Raw genomic sequence first — 26,677 nt, 5'->3', positions numbered from 1 at the left:
TTGTAAAAACCCTTTAACGTTACTGTACCACCAAAATTTTTAATAGGCCAATGCATACCCTTCTAAAATACTCCTGCTCGCTAGCATAGACACTTTTCCAAATTAAAATTAAATTAATAAATACTTACTATAATAAAGCAATGCTTCCTTATCAACTCAAACATAACTTAATATCCTGTCAATATTCTTTCCACCAGCTCTTTTACTGTCGGTATGTAGCCGTTCTCATAAAACGGATCTTGCTTGAATCTGTAAACACTGTGCCCAGAAAACATGAGCTCATTTTCAATATTGCCGTCATGTATAATGTTTTGCAGTGTCTTTTGTATACAAAAACTCCGCGGATCTGGCTTTCGCCCTGTTGAATAGTCACCATGATCTTTCCAATTACTAAATAAACAATGGCTTAAACACCCCATGCAATTGATTTGATCTCGCCTGATCTCTGCAAATTTGTCTGGTGTTACAAAAATAACAGTTGTATCTGGAGTTCTCATTGCTTCTGTATATCCTGCTTTACTCCATGTATCTGCCAGTTCCTTATCTTTTGAAGTAAGGTAAATATTTCTACCTCTTGCACCAATCGCAAATTCACTATCGAACTCTTCGCTGGCATTTTCTGAGAATTTTATTTGACGTGAATTCCGTTCCTGTAACTCACGTATGAAGTTATTTCTTACTGCAGATGAGTAAAACCCTGTTGGACTGAATTTATTTAAAAACACATCACCTTCTTCCAAAGTCAACAGCTTCTTTTTCCACTCTGCGGAAATTGGGCTTTCTTTCGTTAAAAGCAGACGAGTGCCAAACTGAAAAGCTATTGGTCCGATTTGCAGATTGTCAAACCAATGTTCCCAATCTTTTAAACGCCACACTCCCCCCGCCATAACAATTGGTGTTTCTGAAAGACCGATCTCGTTCATAAAAGACCTAAGTTCCACAACTCTCTCAAATGGAGCTTGTGGTAACTCCGGGTTCTCACTATTACTTAATCCATTATGCCCTCCAGCAAGCCACGGATCCTCATATACTACTCCACCGAGCAAAAAAGAAGATATTCTTTGATAAGCACGTTTCCACAATGCTTTAAAAGCACGTACCGATGAAATAATAGGGTAATAATAAACCTGATATTTGGCTGCAATTTCTCCAAGCCTGTAAGGCATACCAGCACCACAGGTAATACCATGGACTAAGCCCTTTGCTTTTTCTAATATACCATGAAGTACACGTTCTGCCGCTCCCATCTCCCAAAGCACATTCATATGTACTCTTCCACGACCTTTTGATATTTCATTTGCTATTCTTGCCTGACTAACTCCAGCCCCAATACTATACTCAATCAATTCTTCATGTTTTTCATTTCTTGTTTTACCTTTGTAAACCAATGGCACTAACTCACCGTTATCATCAATAAGCTTGGCATTTGCACCAGAAAACGTTCCAACAGCATCTGCTGCAGCAAATGCTCCGCTCGATCCTCCATCACTAACTGCAATACCTTTACCGCCCTCGATGATTGGCCACACTTCCTTTCCTGAAATTATCATTTTTTTTATCTTATTTTTCAAAGCTTCCTCGTAATCTTTTATTCTATTTTATTTAATTACTAAAAAAATAATAGCTGTTTATTTTCTTTCGATACTATCAGAACTACGCAGCAAATTTGGGTTTTAAGTAGACACACAAAAAAAAGCAGCTACTGTAGGTATAGCTTCATAATGTGTTTTTTGTTATATGATTATAGGTCTAACAGGAGGAATTGGAGTAGGGAAGAGTTTTATAGCCAATTGCTTTAAAGAATTCGGTGCTGCTGTGTTTGATGCTGATTTTATTGTACACCAGCTTTACAGAGTGGACAAAAACATAATAAGCTACGCAGAGAAAAATTTCCCTGGAGCGATAGCAAATGGTGAAATAGATAAAACAGTATTGTCCAAATATTTCTTAGATTATGATGAAAATTGGAAGCAATTCCAATCCTTAGTCCATTCAGCTGTGCAAAATGAACTAGAAATTTTTATTGCTCAGGATAAAGAGATCAATAGGAAGCTCTTAGTTCTAGACGTTCCACTTTTGCTGGAAACGAGATTTCATTTATATTGCGACTTTATTATTTTCATCTATGCAGATAGTGCCGCACAAGCTCAAAGGCTCAGTGAACGTAATATAGATAAAGAAAAGCTAGATCTAATTTCCAGTATTCAACTACCTGTCAAAGAAAAAAGGCAGATGAGTGACTTTACCATTGATACCAGTACAAGTAAAGAACATGTTCTCTCTCAAGTAAAAGATATAGTAGACTCGTTAAGCCTCAGCAGTTGATTTCAATCCACAACTTGCTTTTATTAAATCACTCTGAATTTTGACTGTATTATTTGTAGATTTTACCACTGAAATTTCAAACTTTGAATTTGCATTCAAAAATGACTTAACTGACCTGCCAAAAAAATCATACCTCCATCCCTTAAATAGTTTGTCTACCTGCCCAGACATTGACCCAACTAATTCATCTTTTGATGAAACCAATTTTCTTGATATATTATTTTCTTTACATTTGCTTTCTAAAATAATTGAGAGCATATCGAATACAGATCTATCATAACTATTTGATAGAGTATAATCTTGCTGCACAAAATTTTTCTCATTCTCATTAAAAACATCTATAAATTCTAATAAATCCTCCTCTCTTATATTTTTTGTGTTCTTCCTAAGATCATCCAAAACTTCATCAACGTGTTCCACGTTTTTTTCAAAAAAACCAGCTACTACGGCATTGTTCACTATCTTATTACGATTTATATTATAACGCTGTGCTAAGGTCTCTTGCCATTCACTAACCGCTTTAATAATTATCATCAATTTTGGATTTGCCTCATAATTAAACTTAATCCTCTTCCATGCATCTTTTGGACTATGTAAATATTTATTTATATCAACCACTGATTCCATCTCCTCGTGAAACCAGCCCATTCTACCACTTTCTTCAAGTCTATCGCACAATATTTGGTGTAAGTCATATAGGTGTACCACGTCACTTATTGCGTAGTCTAACTGATCCTTAGACAATGGCCTTCTTAACCAGTCTGAATTTTTAGCTTTAATTTTATCTAATACTACCCCTTGATATTGCTCTACTACTTTTGAGTAACCAATAAAGTCGTGATAATAATGACAAAACATAGCAGCAACTTGGGTATCAAAAATGGGAGCAGGAATACACTTAAACACAGTGAATAAGGATTCTATATCCTGCCGACAACTATGAAATACTTTAGTTATTTCCCGATTGAGCATGATTTTCTTAATAAATGATAAATCAACCTCTGGCGCTAATGCATCTACAATAAAACTCTTCTCTCCGTAAGAAATCTGAATTAACGACAATCTTGGATAGTAAGTTAAGTGATTTCTAATGAACTCCGTGTCAGCTGCTATAAACTTCGGCTTTTTTGCTATTAACTCTTCACATATATCTTCCAGCTCTGATGTTGTATTAATTAACATATATTTTTTATTAAGTAGTTCTATTTTACTACTTATATTAAATTTTGCAATTAACGACTTTCTTAATTAAGCTTTTAGTTCTTTAAACACTTCACTTGCTCTATTTAAAATAGAATCAGGAAAACCAGCAAGTTTTGCCACATGTATTCCATATGACTCATCTGCAACGCCCTCAACTACTTCATGTAGAAAGATCACCTCCTCTTTCCATTCTTTTATTCTCACACAAAAACACTTGACACTTTTCAAGTATTTGCTTACTTTAGTTAACTCATGATAATGAGTTGCAAAGATAGCGCGGCACTTATTTACATTGTGAATATGTTCAATTACCGCCTGAGCAATAGATAAGCCATCATACACTCCTGTTCCTCTACCAATTTCATCAAGTATTACCAAGGAACGGTCTGTTGCTTGGTTGACTATGGTTGCTGTTTCAATCATCTCCACCATGAAGGTGGAATAACCAGCCGTTATATTATCCGTTGCGCCAACCCTGCTGAATATCTTATCAATCACTCCAATATGTGCACTATCTGCTGGCACAAATGAACCCATGTGAGCTAAAATTGCAATGAGAGCGTTTTGCCTCAAGAAAGTGCTTTTTCCAGCCATATTAGGGCCAGTAATTAGATGTATACCAGACAAATTGATGCTATTTGCAATGAACTTATCGTTAACTTCAACAACTGGGTGTCTTCCATTGCAAATATTGAATTCCTTGCTATCGTTAATGATGGGTTTCGTGTAATCATTTTGCACTGCAAGCTCTGCAAACGCGGTTCTGATATCAAGTTTTGCCAAAGCATTTGCAGTAAGAGCAATCCTTTCAGATTCTTTAGCAATTTCACTACACAGTTCACCAAAGATTTTTATCTCTAAGCTGATTACAGCATCACGCGCCGTAAGAATTTTATTTTCTAATTCTTTCAATTCATTAGTAGTATAGCGCATACTGTTTGCTAAGCTTTGCCTGTGAATAAATATGTCTGAAGTTATTTTATGATTCGCTGACACTTCAATGTAATAACCTAGCATATTGTTGTGCAATATTTTCAGCGCAGCAATACCAGTCAGATCACGGTAAGATTCACGAAGTCTGGTTATTAGCTTGTTGCTATTACTTAACACATATGATAACTCAGATAGCTCTTGATTATATTTTGGATTAATAAATCCTCCTTCTTTCACGGAACTGAGATTATTATCGAGCATAGCACTGTTTAGAAGCTCGAATAGGTCTTTATGGTTGCCAAGGCTTTTATATATTGTGCTAAGTTCATTTTCATCTGATTTTACTGTTATTTCAGCGTTCAACGCTGGCTGGATCCCAGTGTCAAGCACTGGGATAACATATTGTTGTAAGAGAGATTCATTTTTACCAGATTCAATTTTATACAAGAACTCAGATAACTCTAAAGTTTTCCCAAGGCCCACTTTCAATAAATTAATGTCTTTTGGTGAACCACGCTCCAGCATTAAACGTGACAAAGACCTCTCAATATCTGGAATGTTAGATAGTATTTCCCGTATTCTCTTGCGTGATTCATAGTTATTTACAAAAAATTCAACGGTGCTGAGCCTCAAATTAATTGCCTTAGAACAAGCGAGCGGTGATGCAAGCATTTGTTTTAGCAAACGCCCACCAGAAGCTGTTACTGTGTGATCGATAACTGAGATTAGCGAGCCTTTTTTTTCACCAAACTGAGTTAAAAATAACTCAAGATTTCTTCTTGCTGAAGCATCTACAAGCATGAAATTTTGCTGCTTATAGGGTTCTGGTAACTCAAGTCTTGGAACAGAGCCTCTTTGCGTTACTTTTACATATTCAAGCAGTGCACCACACGCCATAATCTCCACTTTGCTGAAACTTCCTATAACCCCAAGTTCTCTAACCTTATAAAATTCGCACAGCGTTCTATTAGATTTATTATACTCAAAAAAGCTCTGTGCATGCTGCGTAATCGATATTTTATAATTTTTTAAAATTGATCTGATTTTTTCATCCTCAGCTAGTTCATCAGAAATTAGTAATTCTTTTGGTGATATACGCAATAAATCACTATCCAGAGCTTTTAAATTCGTTAAGGTATGAAAAAATTTTCCTGTTGATAATTCAAGCCAGCCAATAGCATATTCCCCATTTTGTTTAACTATGGACGCAAGATAATTGTTGTTTTTATCCTCTAATAGCGAATCTTCAACAATTGTTCCTGGAGTTACAATTCGCACTACATCACGTTTTACTATAGATTTATAGCCCCTCCTTTTTGCTTCATCAGCAGTTTCTAACTGATCGCAGATTGCTACTTTGAATCCTAAATCTATTAACTTATGAAGGTAAGATTCACTACTATGCGCTGGCACTCCACACATTGGTACCTCTTGCCCATACGAATTACCTCTCTTAGTTAGTACTATATTCAGCAACTTCGCAGCTTTAATAGCATCATCAAAAAACAACTCATAAAAATCTCCCAGCCTATAAAATAACAGATGATCCTGATATTGAGCTTTTAGGTTCAAATATTGCTCCATCACAGGAGTATTTTTTTCTCTTACGAAGTTCATAACATTTTTAAATACGTTACGTTAGCAATAGCTTCAACTTTATTATATGGACAACATAGAATTTACATAGGAATACTTTATACTATGCAAAGGCAATACTACTATTTTTTTAGAAAATTGTGCATATGCAATGGATCTGTGGTAGCCTCTTCTATAAGCCATAACTTATAACTAAAATTATATAGAATTTTGGCTTTTTGAAAAGCCCAAACTGCCATTTGCGGAAGGTATACATGTAATCTTTTTGCCAAATTGAATCACAGCGTAGAAATAGCAACCAGAGAAAAAAAACAGAAACCCTTGCCTATTTCTATCTTTGGGCAAAATTGAAAATAAAGAGGTTTTTTATTTTCATACACACAAATAAAATTAAGCCTTATTTTCATTTTTGACTTTTTGAAAATAACATAGACTATAAAAACAGTCTGCTAGGTTGGCGAATGAATATCAAAGAATTACATCAGGTAAAGTTATCAATGCATTAGCTGGCTACCGAGCATTTGTATCTAACCCCTTGCTATCAAATTTTGAATGGGATAATGCCTTAGTCAACAGCCTTTCCAGAGCAGACCATATTTTGGGTATGTCATCCAGGAAAGGAGCTAAATTGCCTAATCCTCATCTTCTCATGTGACCTTTTATAGCACGTGAAGCAGTTATTTCAAGTAGAATTGAGGGAGCTTAAGTAACTCTGAGTGAAATTTTAGTTCAAGAAGCAGACACTAATGTAGATTGTAATCCCTATAATCTACAAGAAGTGCACAACTATATATTAGCACCAGTATGGATTGAAACGTTCATAATCTCTTCCACTGCTGCTTTAGCCGATTAAAGAAATTCATGAAAAACTTATGCAAGGTATAAGAGGTTTTTATGCAACCCCAGGGGAATTTTGCCAGGTATAAAATTGGATTGGAAGTCTAGGGTGTATAATAAACACAGCAAAACATGTGCTACCAATATTAAATGAATTTATAGGTTGTTTGGATTCCTTTGAAAAGTTTCTGTACGATAGGACACTATCCCACTCATACACATAGCTTTATACCATTATCAATTTTAAGCGATTCATTCATTCTTAGACGGTAACGGGGACATTGGACGTCTATTGATAACATTACTCCTCATCGAAAGAAAATTATCATCATCGCCTTTGTTATATTTAAGTGCATCTTTCGAAGCAACAAGAAGTGAGTACTATAAACAGCTTTACAATATAAGCAGCAAAGGCACGTGGCACGATTAGCTTTCTTATCAAATGGTGTGGCATTGCCAATCATTGGACGTATTATCAAGAGCAGAGCAAATTAACAATCTAATTACAGATTGGCAAAATCATAAAACCGAAGGAGTTACTAGTGATATTGTAAGATACCTAGCTGTAAACCCTTATTTTACTATAAAGAAAGTAGTTGAAAACTTAGGTGTTGCATTTACAATAGCCTAAAGAGCAACAATGAAACTTGAGGATTTAGGTATTGTTTCACAAACTTCTAAGGGAAAGAGAGATTGGGTTTATTATGTAACTGATATTTTAAATACTTTAGAAGAGTTAATTTAGGATTATAGGAAATTTTGACAGTACATAACCCTATGCCTAACACACATCTCAGTGATTATAATATCCAGTTTTTGATCATGTTCTTCTACTAGTAAATCTTTACAATATTGTTCTTCGTAAGCTACGCCTATAAATACTTTCCCAAGTGGTCGTAACTCTTTTATCACAGCATCATACCAACCACCACCAAAACCCAATCTATTGAGGTGATCATCAAAAGCAACAACAGGAGTGATAATCGTATCAGGGATTATGTCTTCACTTGTTTTATTCCATTCCTTAAATCTCAGTAGCTTATTTTTATCAGAAACTGCCACTTTATAACCTAGACCGAGCAAATTATACATCAAAGGTATAACATTTATTTCCCCGTCAATTGGAATGTAAGCAGCAACTGTTTTGCCTTTAACGTAACTTAAGTTCTGATTAAAGAAATTAATAAGGGAATTCGTTGCATAACTGGAATAGCCCTCATCAATATTTTTTCTTATAGTTCTATATTGCTCTCTTATCTCTTTTTTTTTTTGTTTAATATCTTTGAGCATGATCTATCCATTTTGTAGTGAGTTTTTCTTGTAAATTGTTTTGTTTCAAGCGCTCACTTAAAAAATCAAAATCAATAAACTCCATAGCCTGGTCTTGGTTATTGCAACTATACACATAACTCTCTTCTCCTGTTTTTATATTTACATGTCGCTGCACACACTGAGCGCAGATTTCCTTCATCATACATTGCATAGGAGAATTGATCGATGATATTGCCAAGTGGCCTGATTTCAGATATGGCTTTAAAATTGTTTTTCTCGCTTTATTTACAGCCTTCATCATTTTATCTGAACCGATAGTGATAATTTTATCTATGGCATTTAAATTAATCGCAGCATCACTTAATATTTCCTGTTGGTAAGAGATTATCGCATCAACTACATTACCATGAAAGGATTTGTCCTGATCTCTGCTTGTTTCTATCAAACCTTCTTCACATGCCCAAACTACCGCACTTGATGCATGTTCTATTAGTGTCCGTTTAAATACGTCATTTAATTTCCTATAGCCAGCAAAGTACAAAACCTTATTATTATTTTCAATACATGCTTTCCCTATTGAAAATAACACTGCATTTCCAACTCCACCACCAATTAGCATTACATTCTTCATGTACTATTCTAACCACAGAAGCTTATTCTGTTCAAATTTTCTGAAGTTTTATAGAAAAACTGATTTTGAAGGGAGATGGTAAATAAAATGCTTGTGCTTTACCCATGCTAAAGTAAAATTAAACTTTACTCAGTAGTTTTTATGCTCGATAAAATGTACGAAGAGTGCGGAGTATTTGGTATAAGCTGCAATAAAGATTCTGCCTTTGACTCTATACTAGGTCTTCATGCTTTGCAGCACAGGGGTCAAGAATCTTTTGGCGTAGTAACAAGTAACAACGATAAGCTGCATTCTTATCATTTTCAAGGTCAGGTGAGTAGTGTACTTGACAATATAGATGAAATAAAAAAATCCTTGCCTGGAAATTATGCAATAGGTCACGTTCGATACTCAACAAGTGGCAATAAATCTGGAGTGCAGCCTATCCTTGGCAAAAGTAACAAGTTTGGAGATTTTGCCATAGCACATAATGGTAACTTAATTAATATTTCTCCAATACGCGAGCAGTTGATTAAACAGGGACGCGTTTTTCAATCAGATATTGATACAGAGGTGGTAGCTCGTTTGGTAGAAGCCAATACGAAAAATAGCTTTCTAGGGAGTTTCATATATGCATTAAAGCAAATACAAGGCGCTTATTCTTTTGTAGCAATCAACCGAGAAGTAGTTGTTGGAGTACGTGATTCAGCAGGAATCAGACCTCTTGTTTTAGGAAAATTGAACAGTTCTTACGTGCTCGCATCTGAGACTTGCGCCCTTGATATAGTAAATGCAGAGTTTATTAGAGAAATAGAACCAGGTGAACTAGTTACTATCGATCAAAATGGTAATCTAGCTTCAGCATTTCCTCTTTCTCAGCAAAAGTCAAGTTTCTGTATCTTTGAATACATTTATTTTTCAAGGCCAGACAGCATAATAGAAGATAGGTCCATATATGATATAAGAAAAGAGATAGGAAGAACACTTGCAGAAGAGAGTCCACCGAAAAACAATGTGGATATGGTTGTACCAATACCTGATTCTGGAATACCTGCAGCCATCGGATACACAAAATATTCAGGATTACCTATAGAACTCGGAATAATCCGTAATCATTACATTGGAAGAACTTTTATACAACCAACCGCTGAAGTACGTAAAGTTAGAATAAAATTAAAATTTAATGCTAATAAAGACATTTTAAAGGGTAAGAACATAATTTTAATAGACGATAGTATAGTACGTGGTAGTACACTAAAAAGCATAATAGTTATGCTAAAAGATGCAGGAGTAAAAGAAATTCACCTAAAAATCTCAAGTCCACCAATTAAGTATTCTTGTTTTTACGGAATTGACACACCAGAGTGCAAGGATCTAATTGCCGCAAGTAAGTCTGTAAGGGAAATAGAAGCAATTATAGGGGTAAATAGTTTAACCTTCTTAAGCATCGATGGATTATATCAGGCTGTTAACGGAGAGAAACGTAATAACACAGCACCGCAATACTGCGATGCCTGTTTCACTGGTGATTATCCGATTGGTAAGTAATCTAAGCAAGGTCACTGGAACTTGGTTTAGAAAATTTTAAACCGCCAAAACTTTTCTTTGCCTTTACTGATCCCAATTCTTGGAGTGCAAACATAATCCAGGTTGATGTGGGATTCGTAAACACAAAACTCGTGGCTTATAGTGAGATCTAGTTTGTTATGTTCTCTTGTAATATTCAATCTTTTGCACAATATTCCCGGCCCGCTTAAATTTGCTTTAAGCGGTTCAATAAGCTTTAACCCTCGTATTAGAACTGCTGCTGGGAACCCTTCTGTTTCTGTTACAATGTTTAAGCAATAGTACATCCCATATATAAAGTACACATATGAAAACCCCGGTATACCAAACATTACTGAGGTTCGATCAGTATAACCTCGTGCTGCATGACAAGCTGGGTCATCCATTCCTATATATGCTTCAACTTCAGTTATCACTCCACTGAAATTGGAAAATTTTAGTATTTTTCCTAACAACTCCCCAGCTACAACCAAAGTTGGCCGTTCGTAGAAGTTTCTTGGTAGTATTTCATTGTTCATTATAAAAGTATAAGTCACTTGCATCTACAAGCAACTTATACTATTTTTGCTTTTTCTTACTTACTTACTTGAGCAGAGAGAACTTGTTGTGCTTGCGATGTGCTCACATCTGCCAGTCGCGACAAAATTTCTGTTGTTTCAGAACATTTTTGTTGTAACTGTGGCAATTGTAGTGCTAACGCTTCGTGTAAAGATTTTGCCTCATATTGTCTTCCTACCCTTATCTCTTTATGCGCTTTTAACTGCTCTTCAGTTATTCCATTATCCTCGATAAGTCTTATAGAGCCGTCATCTTTCATGAGGATCTTAATTTTACATTCCTTGCCTTCACAATACCATCTCAAATCCATCTCATATGACCCATTAGCCACTTCATAAATCCTTGTCCCATGTTCATCGATCCGACAACGAATTCCTCTTGTATTACTTTTATCAGGAAAGCAAAATGTAATTGCTTTTACGTTATATTCTTTGCATACACTACCACTTAGAAGATCTGCCATGTTTATTTCTTTTACATTATCATTCAGCACTATTCTTATAGCAGGCTTAACACTATTATCTTCATTTTTACTTTCTTTGAGCTTTACAAGTTTCATGGTATCACTTTTTATTTTTTGAGATATCTCTTCTTTAATTTGTTCAGCAACTTTGCCTATAATCTCCTTACCATTGTACTTGTTCTCCTCAGCAGTATATCTATACATACCATTACTATTCTTACGAACATGAGGTTTTGTTCTTACTTTATTAGTAATATTAGTAGAAGGGTTGTTTTGTAATTTAAAGAACTTATCCCATTCTTCCTTACTATTAAGAGTAACATATTTGTCTTTATCCGGTGTTGACCCAGATAAGTCTTGAGTATTCAAAGCTGGATTATTACTAGCAGAGCTGTTGTAAATATTTTGATCAGCAACTAATATAGTTTCAGTACTATTACTAGCTAACATATATGCCTCCATTATTGTTAACACATGACACCAGCATATAATTACTATATCAATTAGTCAACACTTAATTATGGTAGAAAAGTTATTTAATATTGAAGGCTCAAATATTCTTTCCCCTGATCAGTTAAAACACGTCCTCTTGGTGTGCGCTTTACAAAGCTAATTTTGACTAAATAAGGTTCTACTGTTTCCTCAATATTGCCAGAGTCCTCAGATAGCGCAATAGATATGGTATCAATTCCAACAGATCCTGAAGTATTGAATAAAAATCTTAGATAGTCCACATCTAATTTATTTAATCCCATTTTATCTATGCCCAATTTTGACAGCGCAGAGTCAGCAATTTTGTGAGTAATTTTTTTATTATCTTTCACTTCAACAAAGTCCCTTATTCTTCTAAGCAACCTCAAAGCAATTCTTGGAGTGCCACGTGCACGGCAGGCAATTTCCTGTATGGCATCCTCTTCGATTTCTGCAGAAAAAACTTTTGTACCTCTCTTTATAATGTCAACCAGCTCCTCAAAAGAATAAAACTCAAGACGCAAAGGAATACCAAAACGATCCCTCAGCGGTGCAGAAAGTAGTCCAAGTCGTGTTGTTGCACCGACCAACGTAAATGGTGGTAGATCTATCCTTAAAGTACGGGTAGATGGACCTTCACCTACTAATAGGTCTAGGCAAAAATCTTCCATAGCAGTATATAAAACTTCTTCAATGCTGCGATTTAATCTGTGGATTTCGTCAATGAATAAGACATCTTTTGCATTTAAAGTAGTGAGCACTGCAGCTAAATCTCCAGCTTTATTTAATAGTGGACCAGAAGTTGCGCGGAAGCTAACCCTTAACTCTTTAGAGATAATTTGCGCTAAAGTTGTTTTGCCAAGTCCTGGAGGACCATGCAGTAAAACATGATCTAAAGCTTCAGTTCTCGTCTTCGCAGCGTTTATAAACACTTTTAGATTTTGTATTAAGTCTTTTTGCCCGAAAAAATCATCAAGTTGCTCAGGTCTAATGTTTAAATTACGTACATCTTCAGCATATTCTTTACTGCATGATATCGATCTCATAATTTGAAAGCTCCTTAAGCGCTGTGCGAATAATATCCTTAGTATCCAGATTCGGTTTGTACTTTTTTATGGTATCATAAACTTTCGTTTTTTCATATCCAAGATTGATCAATGCTGAAACGGCATCCTCGTTAATTGGATAGAAATTGTTGTTATTTGTTTCTAATTTGCTCACTTTGCCACTCAATTCAGTGATAATTCGATTTATGAGTTTTGGACCAAGCCCGCTTATCTTGAGTGCTATTTTATCTTCATTCATAATTGCTAAAAATAGCTGTTCTGGGGTTAATTTGCTCAGGATCGACATTGCAGTTTTATAGCTAACGCCGCTCACCTTAACAAGCAAACGCAAGCATGATTGTTCTTCCTTATTTATAAAACCATATAGCTGCGTGGTGTTTTCTCTGTTGTTTGCACAAGTTTCGATAAGTAACTTGATTTTACTTCCTATATAACATACATTTAAAGCTTTGGCTGAAAGGTATATTATATAGCCAACATCATTTACATTCAGGATTATGTGATCGCCGTAAACTTCATCTACTGTCCCGCTTAAATTTCCTATCATTTTTAGCACTGTATAGAGTTCAGTTTAAAAATTCCTGGATCACAGGTCAAGTGTTAGGATCATAGAGATTAAATTTACTCATATTCCTTATACTCCAATTCACTAACAATTTCTAGATAATAAACACTCAAATTTAGGATCATCTCAATAAGTTTCTCCTTTGCCTTTTTAGTAGCAACTTTTCGAAGTGATCTTGCTATTAATACGATCAATGCATCTTCTGGATGCTTTATATCCTCGTTAATAATTATATTGAATCAAAGCGAAGTCTGTTGCAGCTATGTGCTTGCATGGGCCAAAATCGAATGCTGGACAAAAACATTCTCCATCAAGAGAGTTGCCATCATGCCTTAGTGTTACTTTATATACTCCTGAGCCAACAACTTTTAACTTAACGTCAAAATTGCTAACAGATACAATATGTACCATTTTGTGATTAAAGTAAAATTCCTCTCTAGAGAAATAAGGTTTACCGATAAAATCCTTTTTCTTATTTCAAAAGTAAACCCTTTACAACCCTAATACAACGTTTTTTTCCTGTAGATAATTTTATAGTGCTGCACATCTGAATTTATCGTCCTTTCATCTTGTTATCAGTTCCGTTTTTGCTTGCTTTAATTAGTTTATCAAAGTCAGACTTATACAGCTGATCTTGAATAATCCGGTACTTTTGTAAACTCTTCTTCAGCAAGAACTTAGCAACTTCAGCACCAACTCTTTTAGCATCTTCAAGCAACTTATAATCATTAAATAGCAAAAATAAGTTTAACTTGGCAATCCAATCTTGCATTCACACTAAGCGCTGTCTTCTCACCTGGAGCTCAGCATAGTCCAAATATATTGAAACAATATGATTTAATTTACTTAATTCTGCTTCAGTCAAATAACTTTTTGCAATGTTTGCGTCACTCTTTAAAATCTCGCCACCTGGATATTTCTCCATGTAGTAAGACCCATGAATGGTCTTTTGTGACTAACTCTGGAACGTATCAACTCTCCTGCAGTTAACCTGTGAACTGTCTAATATAATTTATTTTGCACTTTTGAACAAAACTGTTTTGTTACTTCTGAAGTTGGATCATAATCAGCAGAGCATTCAACATAAATATCTGTAATTTTTGATAGAATCTACGTTCTGAAGTTTGTATTTCTCTGATCTTTTCGAGCAACTTATCGGAAATAATTTTCATCAAATTTGTCACCATACTTCAGTCGTTTGTTATCCAATGCAAACCATTTGATGATGAACTCCTTTAGAATTTTGTGCCCACACCCTAAATGCGGTTGCCTTTTGAGAACTTACTCTATAACCAACAGCTAAAATTGCATCTAGGTTATAAAATTGTGTAGGATACTTCTTACAATCAGAAGCAGTTATTTCCAAAATGGAAACAACTCTGCTATTTTTTTTGCGTGAGCTGAATGCTCTCATCCTGGTACAAAAGGTTGATTTTATATCTCCATCTGGAGTTGTATATAATAGGATTTCGCTTTCTACTATCTTTCCAGTTGTTTTATGCATAGTTCTCAAATTTTGAAAATTTGTTCCATACTGTAGGGTTGCTTGGGTTGTTAATCAGCCAGTCCTCAATAGATTGTTTGTGCTTTTCTATTTTATAATTCCCAAGGTATCTAGGCTTAATTCTCTCTTCCTCTACCAGTTCTAATAATGCGCTGTTTTCTAGACAAATTATATCAATAATTTGACCTACTATAATAAAAATAGCAATCCATTTCTGGAATGTGTGACAAGTTATACTCATTTAGAACTGCAGAAATTTTTGGAATGTTTATTTTGCTCATCATAAAAACTGCCATGTGCAGTGTAATATTGGTCTCATCCCGTGGCTTAACTTATAAATCAGTGCATGTTTTATACCACACATTTCTCGTTTTTCATTGAGTACTGATAGATAATCACTACGATCAAGATTACGTCCCTAAGGTAATTCATGTGCATATTCTAGTGCCTTGCAAAAGGTAGTAATATCCAAAGTTAAAAAGAGATTTGATATAGGCTTATGATGAGATAAATATATTGAATTTAAGTCATTAACATCATAATTGCTCATTTGTATGAAATTTGCCTTCTCGCTTCAAAAGCTAACTCACCATAACTTTTATGTGGCGTTTTTTCCCTGCAGACAGTTTTATAAATGACTGATCTTTAAAGCTTTTAGAATTTATTATGTAATTGATATCATTTATAGTATAATCATTAACTTTGCATCCATTGCCCTGTATTAAACGCTTTGCAGCGCCTTTTGAAGGTTCAAGACCTATATCGTGCAGTAGGTCTATTAAGGATATACCATTTGCAACTTGTTTTTTTGTTATAGTGTAATCAGGAAGTAGTGAGCTGTCTCCATTTTCAAAAACGGAGACTGCAGAAGATTGTGCAAGTTCTGCTTCTTTATCACCATGACATATTTTTGTTACCTCTGTTGCCAAAGCTTTTTTTGCTTCGTTTATTTCTTGATTCTTTAAAGATTCCAGTTTTTTAATTTCATCAATTGGCAAATCAGTGAAAAATCTCAAAAAACGCCCAATGTCTTGGTCATCGATATTGCGAAAGTACTGCCAGTAGTCATAAGGCTTTAGCATATCACCATCAAGCCACACAGTTCCACTTTCAGTTTTGCCCATTTTTTTTCCTTGAGCACTCAACAAAAGAGGCGTAGTAAGACCAAACAACTCGGGTAAATTCAACTTTTTGCCAAGTTCAATTCCGTTTACTATATTTCCCCACTGGTCCGATCCTCCTATCTGCAAACGGCAGCCATACTTTTTGTTCAATTCAGCAAAATCGTAAGCCTGCAATAGCATGTAATTAAATTCCAGAAAGCTTAGATTTTGTTCTCTATCAAGTCTAGTTTTTGCACTATCGAAACTTAGCATGCGATTTACAGAAAAATGCGCCCCTATATCACGCAAAAAATCTATGTATTTTATACTATCTAGCCAATCTGCGTTATTTACTATAATTGCACCAGCCTTTCCATCATTAAAGTATACCATTTTCTTAAGTGCTTTTTTTATACCAGATATATTTTGGTTGATATCTTCAATAGGCAAAACACTTCTTGCTTTGTCTTTACCAGATGGATCGCCAATCTTTGTTGTGCTACCTCCAAGTAAAACTATTGGCTTATAACCAAATTTCTGCAGGTGACGAAGCATCATAATCTGGATTAAGCTACCAACATGAAGACTTGATGCTGTACAATCAAACCCAATATATGCAACTACGTAGTTATTCTGCAATAGTAGTTGGTCTAACCCTTCAATGTTTGTACACTGACATAGGTATCCTCTTTCCTGAATGAAATTTAAAAATTCAGACTTGTGTTTCACGACTTGTTTTCATCAATTAAAGTAATTTAAATCCACAAATCTTACAAGTGGAAGAAAGTTAATTCCATAGTTCTTCTATTTTATAATACTCCCTTACTTCTGGCCTGAATATGTGAACCATTATGCCTTGAAAATTCAAAATCACCCAATTACCTTCATCCATACCTTCCACATCCATTTTATAATATTGCTTGAGACTTTTCATTACGTGTTCAGCTAATGCCTTCACATGTCGGCTTGAATCACCAGATGCAATAATCATATATTTTGCAATAATGGTTTTATTCTGCACATCAAAAGTGACTATATCACGACCTTTATTTTGATCTATTATACTCATAATTGTGCTTTTTATCAATTCTGTATCACTGGATACATTAGCCATTATTCTAGATTATATAATTTATTTATAATAATACACTCAAAATCTCTAAATATGAACTATTTTCGATATAACTATTTGCTAAGCAAGAAGTTTGAACTTTTAGTGTAACAGCATGTACAGCACATATCCTTATTATATATAATGAAAGACAGTTTCTCTATACATTATTTATTGTGAGCAAGACTTTCATTCTTACTTACTGCGAAAGAACTATGTAAGATCATTGATGCGGTTATAGTAAGCAATAACCTGTTTAATAATATTATACTCAAAATCGTTAAATTAAGAAACGCTGAAATTACAGGTGACTTACGGGAAAAATTTTTGCAGTCAGAGAAAATTGTTAGCAATGCTAGAATAGTATTACATAAAATCAAAGCATTACATATTTACAAATGAATTGATAGATGGTGATCCCCACGACCAAAAGTTATACAACTTAGTAGTAAACTTAAGTAAAAAAATGGGTTTGAAAATTCTTCCTGTGGTAATACACTGTAATAGAGTAAAGAACTAGTGGAGCATATCCAATCAGATTAGGTATCAGGAGAATGAAATTACCAATCCGGATTTTGCTATAAGAAAATTAAAGGAAAAAGGTTATTTGTACCTAAAGGCGCTTTTGAAATTAAATAACTTAGAATTAAGCACAAAGGGAGTTGCAAAAAGAACCGCTAACAAGATAAAAGACAGAAAAAGATTAGTTGAAGCTTCTGTAACAAATAATTAATAACAGGACGTACTCGTGGTTGAGCAGAAAGATAAATATCGTCCTTGCGTTGGCATAATGCTATTTAACAAACAAGGACATGTGTTCATTGGAAAACGCTTTGATAGCGACTCTTACTGGCAGATGCCACAAGGGGGAATTGATGATGGTGAAAAGCTAGAGCAAGCAGCACTACGTGAATTGCTAGAGGAAGTTGGTACTGATAAAGCAAAGATTATAGCTAAAAATAAGGATTGGATATATTATAACTTACCTGAGGAAGTTATACCAACATGCTGGAATGGAAGATATTCTGGCCAAAAGCAAAGGTGGTTCTTAATGAAATTTTATGGAGAAGGTAAGGATATTAATATCAACTATACTGATCATCCAGAATTCAAGGAGTGGCGTTGGCAGAGTGTAGATAATTTGGTAGCAGGTGCCATACCATTTAAAAAGGAAGTTTATAAAACAGTGATAGAAGAGTTTTCTTCTCAAATCAAAGTCTCTATTATTAAGTAAAATTTACAATAAGTTCGTGATAGTAGATTCTCATTGCCATTTGATTTATTTCTCTGATGATGAAATACCGGAAGTGATTTCAAGAGCAGAGCAAAATGGTGTAAAAATTTTACATAACATATGCGTAAACGCTGATGATGTTCCTAAATTATTGAAAATTGCTTCATCCTATAATCAAGTCTATTCCTCTATTGGTATACACCCACTTGATGCTTCTGTAGAGAACGGCAAGTGTATGCATGCTGATGAATTGGTTGAACTCATTAAGAATCAAAAGGTAGTTAGTATAGGCGAAACCGGGTTAGATTTTTATAAATCTAATAATAAAAGCAATCAGAAAAAAAGTTTTGCATCACACATAGAAGCAGCAAGAATAACAGGGTTGCCTTTAGTCATCCACACTAGAGGTGTTGACAGTGAAGTGATCGATATGCTAAAGTCAGAAATGAAAAATGGCCCTTTTAATGGAGTAATGCATTGTTTTACTTCCTCTAAGGAGCTTGCTCATCAATCTATAGATTTAGGGTTATACATTTCATTTTCTGGAATTATTACTTTTAAAAATGCAAGCTTACTCAGAAGAATTGCACAAGATGTACCACGTGAGCGTGTTTTAGTTGAAACTGATGCACCGTATCTATCACCTGAACCTCACAGAGGAAAAAAGAACGAGCCAGCAATGGTAAAATATGTTGTAGATTGTCTAGCGGAATTGTGGAGTGCATCACCAGATAAGGTAGCAGAAGTAACCACAAACAACTTTTTCAGGCTGTTTACAAAACTTAAGCTTAAAGAAATCCTATAAAATCATTCACTTGTTTATAAGCTTAAAGATTTCACCAATTCTTTTACTGCATTTACGGATTTGTTGAACATTTCTTGTTCACTATCATCCATTTTAACCTCCAGAACCTTTTCAATTCCGTTTTTACCAATAATTACAGGGACACCAATGAACAAATCTTTTACACCATATTCACCATTAAGATAAGTAGCGCACGGTAATATACGCTTTTCATCACGTAAATATGATTCCAACATATATATACTAGAAGATGCAGGAGCATAGTATGCAGACCCAGACTTAAGTAAATCAATTATTTCTTTACCGCCATTACGAGTGCGCTTGACTATTTCATCAACTTTTTCCTGTGTGATGAGACCCATATCAATGATTTGGGTAAGTGGAATGCCAGCGATGGAAGCACAACGAATCAGCGGCACCATAGTGTCACCATGTCCTCCAAGCACAAAAGCAGATACATCCTCAACAGAAATATTGAGTTCTCTTGCAAGAAAATAACGAAAGCGGGAAGAATCAAGCACTCCAGCCATTCCAACAATCATATTGGCTGGGAGGTTTGAAAACTTATGCACTACTGAAACCATGGCATCTAAAGGATTGGTAACCACTATCACAAACGCATTTGGAGAATATTTTCTAATATTTTCTCCAACCTCCTTCATTACTTTAGCATTAGTTTGAAGGAGATCATCTCTGCTCATTCCCGGTTTTCTCGCAATGCCAGCGGTTATTATAATTGCATCAGAGTTTTTTATATCTCCATACCTATTTGTGCCAATAATATTAACACTAAACCCACCAATAGGGGATGATTCTGCTATATCGAGTGCTTTACCTTGTGGTATTCCATCGTTAACGTCAAACAAAACAACATCACCAAGCTCTCTTAATGTAACCATATGTGCGAGAGCCCCACCGATATTTCCTGCACCAATCAAAGATATTTTTTTTCTTTGTACTGTCATTTCTACTCCTTTGTATTTGCTTTTGCGGTTTCACCTTCCCAAGGGGATAGGCTGTCAAACATACGAAAATCTTGCGGTAAATCTATAGGATTATACACAACCTTTTTTGCCTCTATGTCATATCTAACTTCTTCGTAACCAGTAAGAGGAAAATCTTTTAACATTGGATGACCTTTGAATCCATAATCCGTTAGAATCCTACGCAAATCAGGATGATTAGAGAATTCTATTCCATACATATCAAAAACTTCGCGCTCAAACCACGAAGCTGTGTTAAATATCCTTACTACGCTTGGAGGCATATCATCTTCATATAATTGAAGTTTTATATGTACCCTAATATTATGCACAATGCTGAGCAAATTATATATTAGCTCAAAACGTTTCTCCCTATCTGGATAATCAACCCCAAAAATATCAACTAATAATTCAAACCTACATTTTTCATCATCGCGTAGAAAGAGTAAGTGATCCTCAATATTATCTAAAGTTGAATATATTACAATAGTACCATCACCTTGCTGAATAAATTCACATTTGGTCTTTTTTTGTATGTACTTTGCAGTTTTATCCATACTATATATTCTGAGTTCTTTTTATTTTATTTTGTAGGCACAGCATTCCATATAGCAATGCCTCTGCAGTTGGCGGGCATCCAGGAACATATATATCAACTGGTACAATTCTATCACAACCACGAACTACCGAGTAGGAGTAATGATAATAACCACCGCCATTTGCACAACTTCCCATAGAAACAACGTACTTGGGGTCTGCCATTTGGTCATAAACCTTACGCAAGGCTGCTGCCATTTTGTTGGTTAGTGTACCAGCAACAATCATAACATCCGCCTGTCTTGGACTCGCACGAAACATTATACCATATCTATCAAGATCATAACGACTGGATGCAGTGTGCATCATTTCTACTGCACAACATGCAAGACCAAATGTCATTGGCCATAATGAGCCAGATCTTGCCCAATTGATTACATAATCTATTAAACTACCGAATTTAGTAACAAGAAACCCTTCTTTCTTATAACGATTCCAGTCATCGTTAGATAGAACTTGACCTATCATAAACTTATTCCCATTCTAATGCACCTTTACACCACTCATAGATAAAGCCTACAGTAAGTATTGCAAGAAATACCATCATAGACCAAAATCCACAATAGCTTATTTTAGATAAAGAAATAGCCCAAGGAAAAAGAAAAGCAATTTCTAAGTCAAATATCATAAATAATATTGAAACTAAATAAAACTTAATGTCAAAATTTTTTCTTGCTCTTGATAAAGGGTTAAAACCGCACTCATATGTAGAAAGTTTTTCACTATCTGGTTTGCTTATTGCAAGAAACATAGGCAATACACCCAAAGCAAGAGATAGTATAATTGATACGCAGATAAAAATTGCTATAGCTAAATATTCACTCATTTAATAAAACTTGTAGAAAGCAACACTACAAATTTACATGCTTTCCTAATCTTTTACCACCTAAAATATGCATATGAAAGTGCGGCACAACTTGTTCCCCGTTTTCACCGCAGTTAGTAACTAATCTATATCCTGTTTTTTCTAGGTTATATTTATATGTTATCTCTCTTACAGTTTTAAAGAAGCCTACTATTTCCTCCGCAGAAGCTTTAAAAATAAAATCATCATATGAAATATATTGACTTTTCGGTACAACTAAAATGTGAACTGGTGCATCAGGATACTTATCGTAAAATGCCAAGACATCCTCATCCTCATAAACCTTCTTGCAAGGCAACTCACCCCTTAATATTTGAGCAAAGATGTTATTGCTATCATAGTATTTATTGCTCATGCTTTAGAGGCACGACCACCTTTTTCTCTTCCTGGGTTCAGAACAGGTGTAGATGAAGGGCTCTCCATTTTACTGTTAGAAACATCTCCTTCAAAGCGTAGATTAGATTCGTTACCAATAGCTTCCCTCAACTTATCTTCTAATTCTATACCTTTAGAAGTAGTTTTTCCAGCTTTTACATGATACATTCCCAAAGGATCAGTCATATTGCTTTGAGTGATAAATTCATTAGATTCTGGTGACTTCTCTATAGGCTTTACAACTTCTGATGGCTGTTCGCGATACCACCGGTACAATTTTTCAGCAATACCATATAGCAATTTCTGGTCTGTGTGAACTTTAAACTCTCCACCAGTAATTTCTGCCAGGCCTTTAAGATTTTCATTCACTTTATCGTAAATTTTGCCAATAATAAGTTGTTTTACCTCTTCCGGACTCTTTCCTTTGTATTCAGGACCAGCTTTAATGCCATTGGTAATTTCCTTAACATCAACTTCGATTATAGCTTCGTTTTTTTTCCTGAAAATAGTTACACTTGGCAAATTGTTTTTTATTTGATCTAATTGCTCCTGGCTCAAATAAGGTATGTCTCCTACCAAAGTCCTTGATGCTTTAAATATAACCCCTCCCTTTCCTTTCTCTTGTTCTGTTATGTGTACACCAAGATCTTCACTAGCTTGTGTAGTCTTTATAGGCAGGTAGTATTCTTTAGGTATTTTGCCAATAACATAACGCCAACCATTTTTTATATCGTGCCACATTTCATCCCAAGACTTTAACTGACTTTTTAGTTGGAAAGGATATATTATTGTACCTTTAAATAAGACAAATAAACCCCTACCTACACCCTTAAATAAGATTTTTCCACCTTCAATTAGAAACCCTCGCACTCCCAAAGCTGCATTTTTAGCTTTACCTAATATAGAAGTAGACTCTTTGCTTGAAATATCTCCTTTTTTATCTTGTTCCATATATACCCCCGAAGTATTCTAACACTAAATACTATAGTGTATTCTAAATTATAGATAAAAACATTTAAATTTCTATATCTATTATAAGATGAAATTACAGAGATTGCAACTATTATTTATATACTGTCTAAAACGTGAGGTATTTCGCTACTTTTATTATTAATCTTGCTTTAAAGTTAAACTATGTTCGAATGGAATACTAATAATATTATTGATGCTACTGGCGGAAGAGGGAAGAGTGGTTGCCATAACTTAAATATTTCAACAGACACAAGAAATATAAAAAAAGGTGACTTATTTATCGCACTTAAGGGAAAGAATTTTGATGGACATGATTTTTTACATGAAGCCTTTTTGAAAGGGGCAGCAGCTGCGGTAGTGAGCGAAGACAAATATAGGAATCTTCCTGTAATTGTTGTGCAAGATACTCTAAAAGCTTTGCATGATATGGCATCGTATTACATCAGAAATGTTCTTGTTAATGCTGAAGTTATTGCAATTACAGGCAGTGTAGGAAAAACCACCACAAAAGATATGCTACATACTGTTCTATCACAGTATGGAGTGTCTCATGTGAATGATGGTAATTTGAATAATAACATAGGGCTACCTTTAACGATTCTAAAAGCTCCAGAAAACTGCCGGTACTTAATTCTTGAAATGGGGATGAATAAAGCTGGCGAGATAAAAGAATTATCAAAGATTAGTAACCCAAATATTGCGGTTATCACCAATATCGAACCTGTGCACGTTGAAAATTTTTCGTCGCTATTTGATATTGCTCAAGCAAAATTAGAAATTTTGTACGGTGTGAAAAATAACGGTACTTTGATCCTAAACAAAGACAATAAATATTATGATTATCTCTTATCGCACGTCGATAGAGATGTAGTAAGCTTTGGTAGGAGTGAAAGCGCTACAGTTTGCTTGTTGAATGTAATAAAAAATGACAAAGGGCTAAATTTAAAAATTAGACTGAATAATAATCAGATTATGAACTGTAATTTATGTGTGCAAGGCAAACATTTTGTATACTCTGTACTGGCTGTTGTTGCAGTCATACAAAATCTTGGACTTAATTTATCAAAATTACCACTTGCACTTGAGAATTTTAATATAACGAAAGGCAGAGGTAGTGTTCACAAGGCTAAATACAATGGAAAGTGTATACATTTGATTGATGACTCCTATAATGCCAGTCCTGCTTCAATGAAAGCTGCAATAAGAACTTTAGGTATATATTCTAATCGGAGGAAAGTAGCATTACTTGGTGATATGCTAGAACTTGGTAACAAAAGCATAACATTTCATATGAAGTTACTTGATTCTATCGTAAAATATGACGTGGATAAAGTTTATACGGTTGGTAAATTTATGTTAAAGTTGCATAGGCTTTTACCAGGCAATATAAAAGGCACGCATTTTAATGATTCTAATCAATTGAAAAGCAACTTAGCTAACATTGTTCAAAATAATGATGTAGTTCTGGTCAAGGGTTCACGTGGAGTGAAAATGGATTTCATAGTGCAAGGATTCATAATAGAATATTAAATAAAACTATTGTATTAATTTAAGGTTAAGTTATTAGAAGTTTTAATCGTGATAAAACGTGTAGTTATTTTTGGTGGAACAGGGTTTATAGGGAAACACATCGTAAGACGTTTGGCAACAGCAGGGTATTTAATAAGGGTATTTGTCCGTAACCAAGAAAAAGCTGCTTGTTTAAAGTTATGCGGCAATTTAGGACAAATATCTATATTTAAAGGCGATTTTTTTGACGAGAAGTTAATTCTGGAAAGTGTAGAGGAATGTAATGTAGTCATAAACTTAGTGGGAATATTATATGAAGTAAAAGAGCACAGTTTCTACGCTGTTCATGTTGGGATAGCTGAAAAAATAGCAAGAGCTGCAAAAATAAAAAATGTATCTATGATGATACATTTTTCTGCTATGGGAATAGAAAACAGTAAGCTGTCAGAATATGCTCAAAGTAAACTGAAAGGTGAAAAAGCTGTAACCGCAGCATTCCCAGAAGCAATAATAATTAAGCCGAGTCTTGTATTTGGCAAAGAAGATAACTTCTTTACCAAATTTGCAAGACTAGCAACTATTCTTCCTTTCTTGCCGCTAATTGGCAGTGGTACAACTAAATTTCAGCCGATATGTGTAACCGATTTAGCTGAGATGGTATACCGCATTATCAATCTTAATAAGCAAGATAAGAAGATTTATAATATAGGTGGACCGAAAATCTACTCTTTTAAAAGCTTACTAAAGTTTATTCTGAATGTTACCAACAGAAAATGCTTATTAGTCAATGTATCTTTTCCAATGGCAAAGTTAATAGCCTTCTTCTTAGAAAGTAGGATCATTTCTATATTGTTAAAACCCATAACCGGGGATATAAGCCCTATGCTTACTCGAGATCAGGTAAGAGTTATGATGAGTAGCTCAATTGAAAAATCAACTGATTTTGAAGCAATAAAAATCCGGCCATTATCAATTGAAAACGTAGTACCAGAGTATTTGAAGGTTTATAAAAAGTATTGACATAAAGAGTGCGCCCAGTAGGATTTGAACCTACGACCCACAGCTTAGAAGGCTGTTGCTCTATCCAGCTGAGCTACGGGCGCACAGCATATATAAAATGCTTCTTAACACGTATAAAGTCAAGGCATTTCATGTAAATACAATGCTTATAGCAAATTCTTGCAAGACCTTATCATTCTAGTATGCGGTGCTAACTTTTTCTGGATTTAAGTACCAAGATGACAGAGTTTTAAAAATAAGTTATTTTTTTATTTTTTAGTAAAAAGACAGCCCATGGGTATCAAAATTGCACCTTCTATACTTTCAGCAAATTTCGCAAAATTAGGAGAAGAGGTAAAAAGAATTAACAACTTAGGTGTAGATTATATACACATAGACGTTATGGATGGAAATTTTGTTCCAAACATTACAATTGGTCCAGGCGTTATCTCTACAATACGTAAATATACTAACCTTTTTTTTGATGTACACTTAATGATTAAGTCTCCTGGTGACCATGTTGAAAGCTTTATAAATGCTGGTGCTGATATCATTACTATACACGCAGAAGCAGAGGTACACCTTGAAAGGCTGATAAGAAAGATAAAGTCATACAAAAATGTAAACGATGCGAAAAAAAAGGTTCAAGTTGGAGTGTCAATTGTTCCTTCAACTTCCCCAGGTATATTTGAGTATATAATACATGAGTTGGATATTGTATTAATTATGACAGTCAACCCTGGATTTGGAGGACAGGAGTTTATTTATTCACAACTGGGCAAGATATCTGTTGTGAAGAAAATGATACGAGAGCGCGGCCTTAAAACACAAATTTCAGTAGATGGCGGAGTGAGTCTTTCAAACGCAGCTGATATAATAAAAGCAGGTGCAGATATCTTAGTCGCTGGATCAGCAATATTTAGAGCTAAAAATATGAAGAAAGCTGTAAATGATTTTAAAAACCTATCATTGTAACCCCATAGCCCAACACAAATCACTTCTGTCATTCTATAAGTAAAAAAATTTCTGGATGCAAGTATCATCTACTTAAGGACACCCATCTCAGCAAATCAAGTCAAAAATGTCCATAAAATTGTGATAATATATATTTTTAACTATACTTAGCTTATTCTATAAACTAAAAAGAGAAGAGA

30 protein-coding genes and 1 tRNA gene are annotated in these 26,677 nt (G+C 34.7%); 8 read left to right on the top strand and 23 right to left on the bottom strand.

Annotated elements, in window-relative coordinates; translation table 11 throughout:
- Nucleotides 1-167: 167 nt before the first annotated feature.
- Nucleotides 168-1,571, bottom strand: coding sequence for an NAD(P)H-dependent flavin oxidoreductase (locus WBM_RS01530; RefSeq protein ID WP_041571415.1), 1,404 nt, complete (start codon nucleotides 1,569-1,571; stop codon nucleotides 168-170).
- A 166-nt stretch (nucleotides 1,572-1,737) separates the two neighbouring features.
- Here WBM_RS01530 and coaE point away from each other — a divergent pair, with 166 nt between their 5' ends.
- Nucleotides 1,738-2,325: a dephospho-CoA kinase gene (coaE, locus tag WBM_RS01525; RefSeq protein ID WP_011256458.1), complete on the top strand. Its 588-nt coding sequence runs from the start codon at nucleotides 1,738-1,740 to the stop codon at nucleotides 2,323-2,325.
- On the opposite strand, the gene WBM_RS01520 is transcribed toward coaE, so the two are convergent.
- Together WBM_RS01520 and mutS are read right to left on the bottom strand one after the other, a co-directional pair.
- Nucleotides 2,308-3,507 (bottom strand): ribonuclease D, encoded by a 1,200-nt coding sequence (locus WBM_RS01520; protein WP_011256457.1) that lies wholly within the window; start codon nucleotides 3,505-3,507, stop codon nucleotides 2,308-2,310. The genes coaE and WBM_RS01520 overlap by 18 nt on opposite strands.
- A 66-nt stretch (nucleotides 3,508-3,573) precedes the next feature.
- Nucleotides 3,574-6,078, bottom strand: coding sequence for a DNA mismatch repair protein MutS (mutS, locus tag WBM_RS01515; protein WP_041571413.1), 2,505 nt, complete (start codon nucleotides 6,076-6,078; stop codon nucleotides 3,574-3,576).
- 1,279 nt (nucleotides 6,079-7,357) lie between these two features.
- On the opposite strand from mutS, the gene WBM_RS05045 reads away from it, so the two are divergent.
- The gene (locus WBM_RS05045) at nucleotides 7,358-7,525 is read left to right on the top strand and encodes a hypothetical protein (RefSeq protein WP_158676324.1); all 168 of its coding nucleotides are present in this window, start codon (nucleotides 7,358-7,360) and stop codon (nucleotides 7,523-7,525) included.
- Between the two features lie 116 nt (nucleotides 7,526-7,641).
- On the opposite strand, the gene WBM_RS01505 is transcribed toward WBM_RS05045, so the two are convergent.
- Both WBM_RS01505 and WBM_RS01500 read right to left on the bottom strand, forming a co-directional pair.
- Nucleotides 7,642-8,184 (bottom strand): 5-formyltetrahydrofolate cyclo-ligase, encoded by a 543-nt coding sequence (locus tag WBM_RS01505; protein ID WP_011256455.1) that lies wholly within the window; start codon nucleotides 8,182-8,184, stop codon nucleotides 7,642-7,644.
- Nucleotides 8,168-8,797, bottom strand: a complete 630-nt coding sequence (locus tag WBM_RS01500) for an oxidoreductase NAD-binding domain protein (protein WP_041571410.1) — start codon at nucleotides 8,795-8,797, stop codon at nucleotides 8,168-8,170. Before WBM_RS01500 ends, WBM_RS01505 begins: the two co-directional genes overlap by 17 nt.
- 141 nt (nucleotides 8,798-8,938) lie before the next feature.
- Between WBM_RS01500 and purF the strand changes: the two genes are divergently transcribed.
- Nucleotides 8,939-10,324 carry an amidophosphoribosyltransferase gene (gene purF / locus WBM_RS01495; RefSeq protein ID WP_011256454.1) on the top strand — a complete coding sequence of 462 codons (1,386 nt, stop codon included), beginning with the start codon at nucleotides 8,939-8,941 and terminating at the stop codon, nucleotides 10,322-10,324.
- A 26-nt stretch (nucleotides 10,325-10,350) separates the two neighbouring features.
- Here the strand turns inward: purF and WBM_RS01490 are convergent, their stop codons facing one another.
- The 11 genes from WBM_RS01490 to rsfS all read right to left on the bottom strand — a co-directional run bounded on the left by WBM_RS01490 (nucleotide 10,351) and on the right by rsfS (nucleotide 17,187).
- Nucleotides 10,351-10,860 carry a DNA-3-methyladenine glycosylase gene (locus WBM_RS01490; protein WP_041571549.1) on the bottom strand — a complete coding sequence of 170 codons (510 nt, stop codon included), beginning with the start codon at nucleotides 10,858-10,860 and terminating at the stop codon, nucleotides 10,351-10,353.
- Nucleotides 10,861-10,916: 56 nt separating this feature from the next.
- Nucleotides 10,917-11,813, bottom strand: coding sequence for a hypothetical protein (locus WBM_RS01485; RefSeq protein WP_179943609.1), 897 nt, complete (start codon nucleotides 11,811-11,813; stop codon nucleotides 10,917-10,919).
- 86 nt (nucleotides 11,814-11,899) lie between these two features.
- Nucleotides 11,900-12,880, bottom strand: coding sequence for a Holliday junction branch migration DNA helicase RuvB (ruvB, locus tag WBM_RS01480; protein ID WP_011256451.1), 981 nt, complete (start codon nucleotides 12,878-12,880; stop codon nucleotides 11,900-11,902).
- Entirely contained in the window at nucleotides 12,858-13,448 is a 591-nt protein-coding gene (gene ruvA, locus WBM_RS01475) for a Holliday junction branch migration protein RuvA (protein ID WP_011256450.1), read from the bottom strand. Before ruvA ends, ruvB begins: the two co-directional genes overlap by 23 nt.
- A gap of 240 nt (nucleotides 13,449-13,688) precedes the next feature.
- On the bottom strand, nucleotides 13,689-13,877 hold the full coding sequence (locus tag WBM_RS01470; protein WP_011256449.1) for an SWIM zinc finger family protein: 189 nt from the start codon (nucleotides 13,875-13,877) through the stop codon (nucleotides 13,689-13,691).
- A 142-nt stretch (nucleotides 13,878-14,019) separates the two neighbouring features.
- Nucleotides 14,020-14,238 (bottom strand): hypothetical protein, encoded by a 219-nt coding sequence (locus WBM_RS06205; RefSeq protein ID WP_050707661.1) that lies wholly within the window; start codon nucleotides 14,236-14,238, stop codon nucleotides 14,020-14,022.
- Nucleotides 14,239-14,391: a RhuM family protein gene (rhuM, locus tag WBM_RS06200; protein ID WP_225416064.1), complete on the bottom strand. Its 153-nt coding sequence runs from the start codon at nucleotides 14,389-14,391 to the stop codon at nucleotides 14,239-14,241. It abuts the gene before it with no gap.
- A gap of 276 nt (nucleotides 14,392-14,667) precedes the next feature.
- Entirely contained in the window at nucleotides 14,668-14,970 is a 303-nt protein-coding gene (gene rhuM / locus WBM_RS06195) for a RhuM family protein (RefSeq protein WP_050707660.1), read from the bottom strand.
- The gene (locus tag WBM_RS01460; protein WP_011256448.1) at nucleotides 14,963-15,211 is read right to left on the bottom strand and encodes a hypothetical protein; all 249 of its coding nucleotides are present in this window, start codon (nucleotides 15,209-15,211) and stop codon (nucleotides 14,963-14,965) included. The genes rhuM (WBM_RS06195) and WBM_RS01460 overlap by 8 nt, the downstream gene beginning before the upstream one ends.
- 340 nt (nucleotides 15,212-15,551) lie before the next feature.
- Nucleotides 15,552-16,802, bottom strand: a complete 1,251-nt coding sequence (tyrS, locus tag WBM_RS01455) for a tyrosine--tRNA ligase (RefSeq protein WP_011256447.1) — start codon at nucleotides 16,800-16,802, stop codon at nucleotides 15,552-15,554.
- A 58-nt stretch (nucleotides 16,803-16,860) separates the two neighbouring features.
- The gene (gene rsfS, locus WBM_RS01450; protein WP_011256446.1) at nucleotides 16,861-17,187 is read right to left on the bottom strand and encodes a ribosome silencing factor; all 327 of its coding nucleotides are present in this window, start codon (nucleotides 17,185-17,187) and stop codon (nucleotides 16,861-16,863) included.
- A 745-nt stretch (nucleotides 17,188-17,932) separates the two neighbouring features.
- Here rsfS and WBM_RS01445 point away from each other — a divergent pair.
- Both WBM_RS01445 and WBM_RS01440 read left to right on the top strand, forming a co-directional pair.
- Nucleotides 17,933-18,418: an RNA pyrophosphohydrolase gene (locus tag WBM_RS01445; RefSeq protein ID WP_011256445.1), complete on the top strand. Its 486-nt coding sequence runs from the start codon at nucleotides 17,933-17,935 to the stop codon at nucleotides 18,416-18,418.
- A gap of 16 nt (nucleotides 18,419-18,434) precedes the next feature.
- Nucleotides 18,435-19,223 carry a TatD family hydrolase gene (locus WBM_RS01440; protein WP_011256444.1) on the top strand — a complete coding sequence of 263 codons (789 nt, stop codon included), beginning with the start codon at nucleotides 18,435-18,437 and terminating at the stop codon, nucleotides 19,221-19,223.
- 14 nt (nucleotides 19,224-19,237) lie between these two features.
- Here WBM_RS01440 and mdh read toward each other — a convergent pair whose 3' ends face one another.
- From mdh to WBM_RS05030, 6 genes are read right to left on the bottom strand one after another with little or no spacing between them, the layout of a single operon-like run.
- On the bottom strand, nucleotides 19,238-20,188 hold the full coding sequence (mdh, locus tag WBM_RS01435; RefSeq protein WP_011256443.1) for a malate dehydrogenase: 951 nt from the start codon (nucleotides 20,186-20,188) through the stop codon (nucleotides 19,238-19,240).
- 2 nt (nucleotides 20,189-20,190) lie between these two features.
- A complete protein-coding gene (locus WBM_RS01430; RefSeq protein WP_011256442.1) occupies nucleotides 20,191-20,763 on the bottom strand; it encodes an NADH-quinone oxidoreductase subunit C in 573 nt (190 codons plus the stop codon).
- A 1-nt stretch (nucleotide 20,764) separates the two neighbouring features.
- Nucleotides 20,765-21,271, bottom strand: coding sequence for a NuoB/complex I 20 kDa subunit family protein (locus WBM_RS01425; protein WP_011256441.1), 507 nt, complete (start codon nucleotides 21,269-21,271; stop codon nucleotides 20,765-20,767).
- 4 nt (nucleotides 21,272-21,275) lie between these two features.
- Complete coding sequence (gene ndhC / locus WBM_RS01420) at nucleotides 21,276-21,629, bottom strand: NADH-quinone oxidoreductase subunit A (RefSeq protein WP_011256440.1); 354 nt, start codon at nucleotides 21,627-21,629, stop codon at nucleotides 21,276-21,278.
- Nucleotides 21,630-21,654: 25 nt separating this feature from the next.
- Nucleotides 21,655-22,023: an HIT domain-containing protein gene (locus WBM_RS01415; RefSeq protein WP_011256439.1), complete on the bottom strand. Its 369-nt coding sequence runs from the start codon at nucleotides 22,021-22,023 to the stop codon at nucleotides 21,655-21,657.
- Entirely contained in the window at nucleotides 22,020-22,994 is a 975-nt protein-coding gene (locus WBM_RS05030; RefSeq protein ID WP_011256438.1) for a hypothetical protein, read from the bottom strand. Before WBM_RS05030 ends, WBM_RS01415 begins: the two co-directional genes overlap by 4 nt.
- 183 nt (nucleotides 22,995-23,177) lie before the next feature.
- On the opposite strand from WBM_RS05030, the gene WBM_RS01405 reads away from it, so the two are divergent.
- Nucleotides 23,178-24,545 (top strand): UDP-N-acetylmuramoyl-tripeptide--D-alanyl-D-alanine ligase, encoded by a 1,368-nt coding sequence (locus WBM_RS01405; RefSeq protein ID WP_011256437.1) that lies wholly within the window; start codon nucleotides 23,178-23,180, stop codon nucleotides 24,543-24,545.
- Nucleotides 24,546-24,593: 48 nt separating this feature from the next.
- Complete coding sequence (locus WBM_RS01400) at nucleotides 24,594-25,544, top strand: complex I NDUFA9 subunit family protein (RefSeq protein ID WP_011256436.1); 951 nt, start codon at nucleotides 24,594-24,596, stop codon at nucleotides 25,542-25,544.
- Between the two features lie 9 nt (nucleotides 25,545-25,553).
- Here the strand turns inward: WBM_RS01400 and WBM_RS01395 are convergent.
- A tRNA-Arg gene (locus WBM_RS01395) sits at nucleotides 25,554-25,627 on the bottom strand.
- A gap of 190 nt (nucleotides 25,628-25,817) precedes the next feature.
- Here WBM_RS01395 and rpe point away from each other — a divergent pair.
- Nucleotides 25,818-26,498, top strand: a complete 681-nt coding sequence (gene rpe, locus WBM_RS01390) for a ribulose-phosphate 3-epimerase (RefSeq protein WP_011256435.1) — start codon at nucleotides 25,818-25,820, stop codon at nucleotides 26,496-26,498.
- Nucleotides 26,499-26,677: the final 179 nt, after the last annotated feature.

The organism is Wolbachia endosymbiont strain TRS of Brugia malayi (genome assembly GCF_000008385.1).
Classification (GTDB): Bacteria; Pseudomonadota; Alphaproteobacteria; order Rickettsiales; family Anaplasmataceae; genus Wolbachia.
Note: the sequence above shows the minus strand (reverse complement) of the source record. Positions and strands in the feature narration are given on the sequence as shown.

Excerpts from the sequence above, each read along its gene's own strand:
- coaE (WP_011256458.1), top strand. The coding sequence starts at position 1,738 with ATGATTATAGGTCTAACAGGAGGAATTGGAGTAGGGAAGAGTTTTATA.
- WBM_RS01520 (WP_011256457.1), bottom strand. The coding sequence starts at position 3,507 with ATGTTAATTAATACAACATCAGAGCTGGAAGATATATGTGAAGAGTTA.
- mutS (WP_041571413.1), bottom strand. The coding sequence starts at position 6,078 with ATGAACTTCGTAAGAGAAAAAAATACTCCTGTGATGGAGCAATATTTG.
- WBM_RS01505 (WP_011256455.1), bottom strand. The coding sequence starts at position 8,184 with ATGCTCAAAGATATTAAACAAAAAAAAAAAGAGATAAGAGAGCAATAT.
- WBM_RS01500 (WP_041571410.1), bottom strand. The coding sequence starts at position 8,797 with ATGAAGAATGTAATGCTAATTGGTGGTGGAGTTGGAAATGCAGTGTTA.
- purF (WP_011256454.1), top strand. The coding sequence starts at position 8,939 with ATGCTCGATAAAATGTACGAAGAGTGCGGAGTATTTGGTATAAGCTGC.
- WBM_RS01490 (WP_041571549.1), bottom strand. The coding sequence starts at position 10,860 with ATGAACAATGAAATACTACCAAGAAACTTCTACGAACGGCCAACTTTG.
- WBM_RS01485 (WP_179943609.1), bottom strand. The coding sequence starts at position 11,813 with ATGTTAGCTAGTAATAGTACTGAAACTATATTAGTTGCTGATCAAAAT.
- ruvB (WP_011256451.1), bottom strand. The coding sequence starts at position 12,880 with ATGAGATCGATATCATGCAGTAAAGAATATGCTGAAGATGTACGTAAT.
- ruvA (WP_011256450.1), bottom strand. The coding sequence starts at position 13,448 with ATGATAGGAAATTTAAGCGGGACAGTAGATGAAGTTTACGGCGATCAC.
- WBM_RS01470 (WP_011256449.1), bottom strand. The coding sequence starts at position 13,877 with ATGGTACATATTGTATCTGTTAGCAATTTTGACGTTAAGTTAAAAGTT.
- WBM_RS06205 (WP_050707661.1), bottom strand. The coding sequence starts at position 14,238 with ATGCAAGATTGGATTGCCAAGTTAAACTTATTTTTGCTATTTAATGAT.
- rhuM (WP_225416064.1), bottom strand. The coding sequence starts at position 14,391 with ATGGAGAAATATCCAGGTGGCGAGATTTTAAAGAGTGACGCAAACATT.
- rhuM (WP_050707660.1), bottom strand. The coding sequence starts at position 14,970 with ATGCATAAAACAACTGGAAAGATAGTAGAAAGCGAAATCCTATTATAT.
- WBM_RS01460 (WP_011256448.1), bottom strand. The coding sequence starts at position 15,211 with ATGAGTATAACTTGTCACACATTCCAGAAATGGATTGCTATTTTTATT.
- rsfS (WP_011256446.1), bottom strand. The coding sequence starts at position 17,187 with ATGGCTAATGTATCCAGTGATACAGAATTGATAAAAAGCACAATTATG.
- mdh (WP_011256443.1), bottom strand. The coding sequence starts at position 20,188 with ATGACAGTACAAAGAAAAAAAATATCTTTGATTGGTGCAGGAAATATC.
- WBM_RS01430 (WP_011256442.1), bottom strand. The coding sequence starts at position 20,763 with ATGGATAAAACTGCAAAGTACATACAAAAAAAGACCAAATGTGAATTT.
- WBM_RS01425 (WP_011256441.1), bottom strand. The coding sequence starts at position 21,271 with ATGATAGGTCAAGTTCTATCTAACGATGACTGGAATCGTTATAAGAAA.
- ndhC (WP_011256440.1), bottom strand. The coding sequence starts at position 21,629 with ATGAGTGAATATTTAGCTATAGCAATTTTTATCTGCGTATCAATTATA.
- WBM_RS01415 (WP_011256439.1), bottom strand. The coding sequence starts at position 22,023 with ATGAGCAATAAATACTATGATAGCAATAACATCTTTGCTCAAATATTA.
- WBM_RS05030 (WP_011256438.1), bottom strand. The coding sequence starts at position 22,994 with ATGGAACAAGATAAAAAAGGAGATATTTCAAGCAAAGAGTCTACTTCT.
- WBM_RS01405 (WP_011256437.1), top strand. The coding sequence starts at position 23,178 with ATGTTCGAATGGAATACTAATAATATTATTGATGCTACTGGCGGAAGA.
- rpe (WP_011256435.1), top strand. The coding sequence starts at position 25,818 with ATGGGTATCAAAATTGCACCTTCTATACTTTCAGCAAATTTCGCAAAA.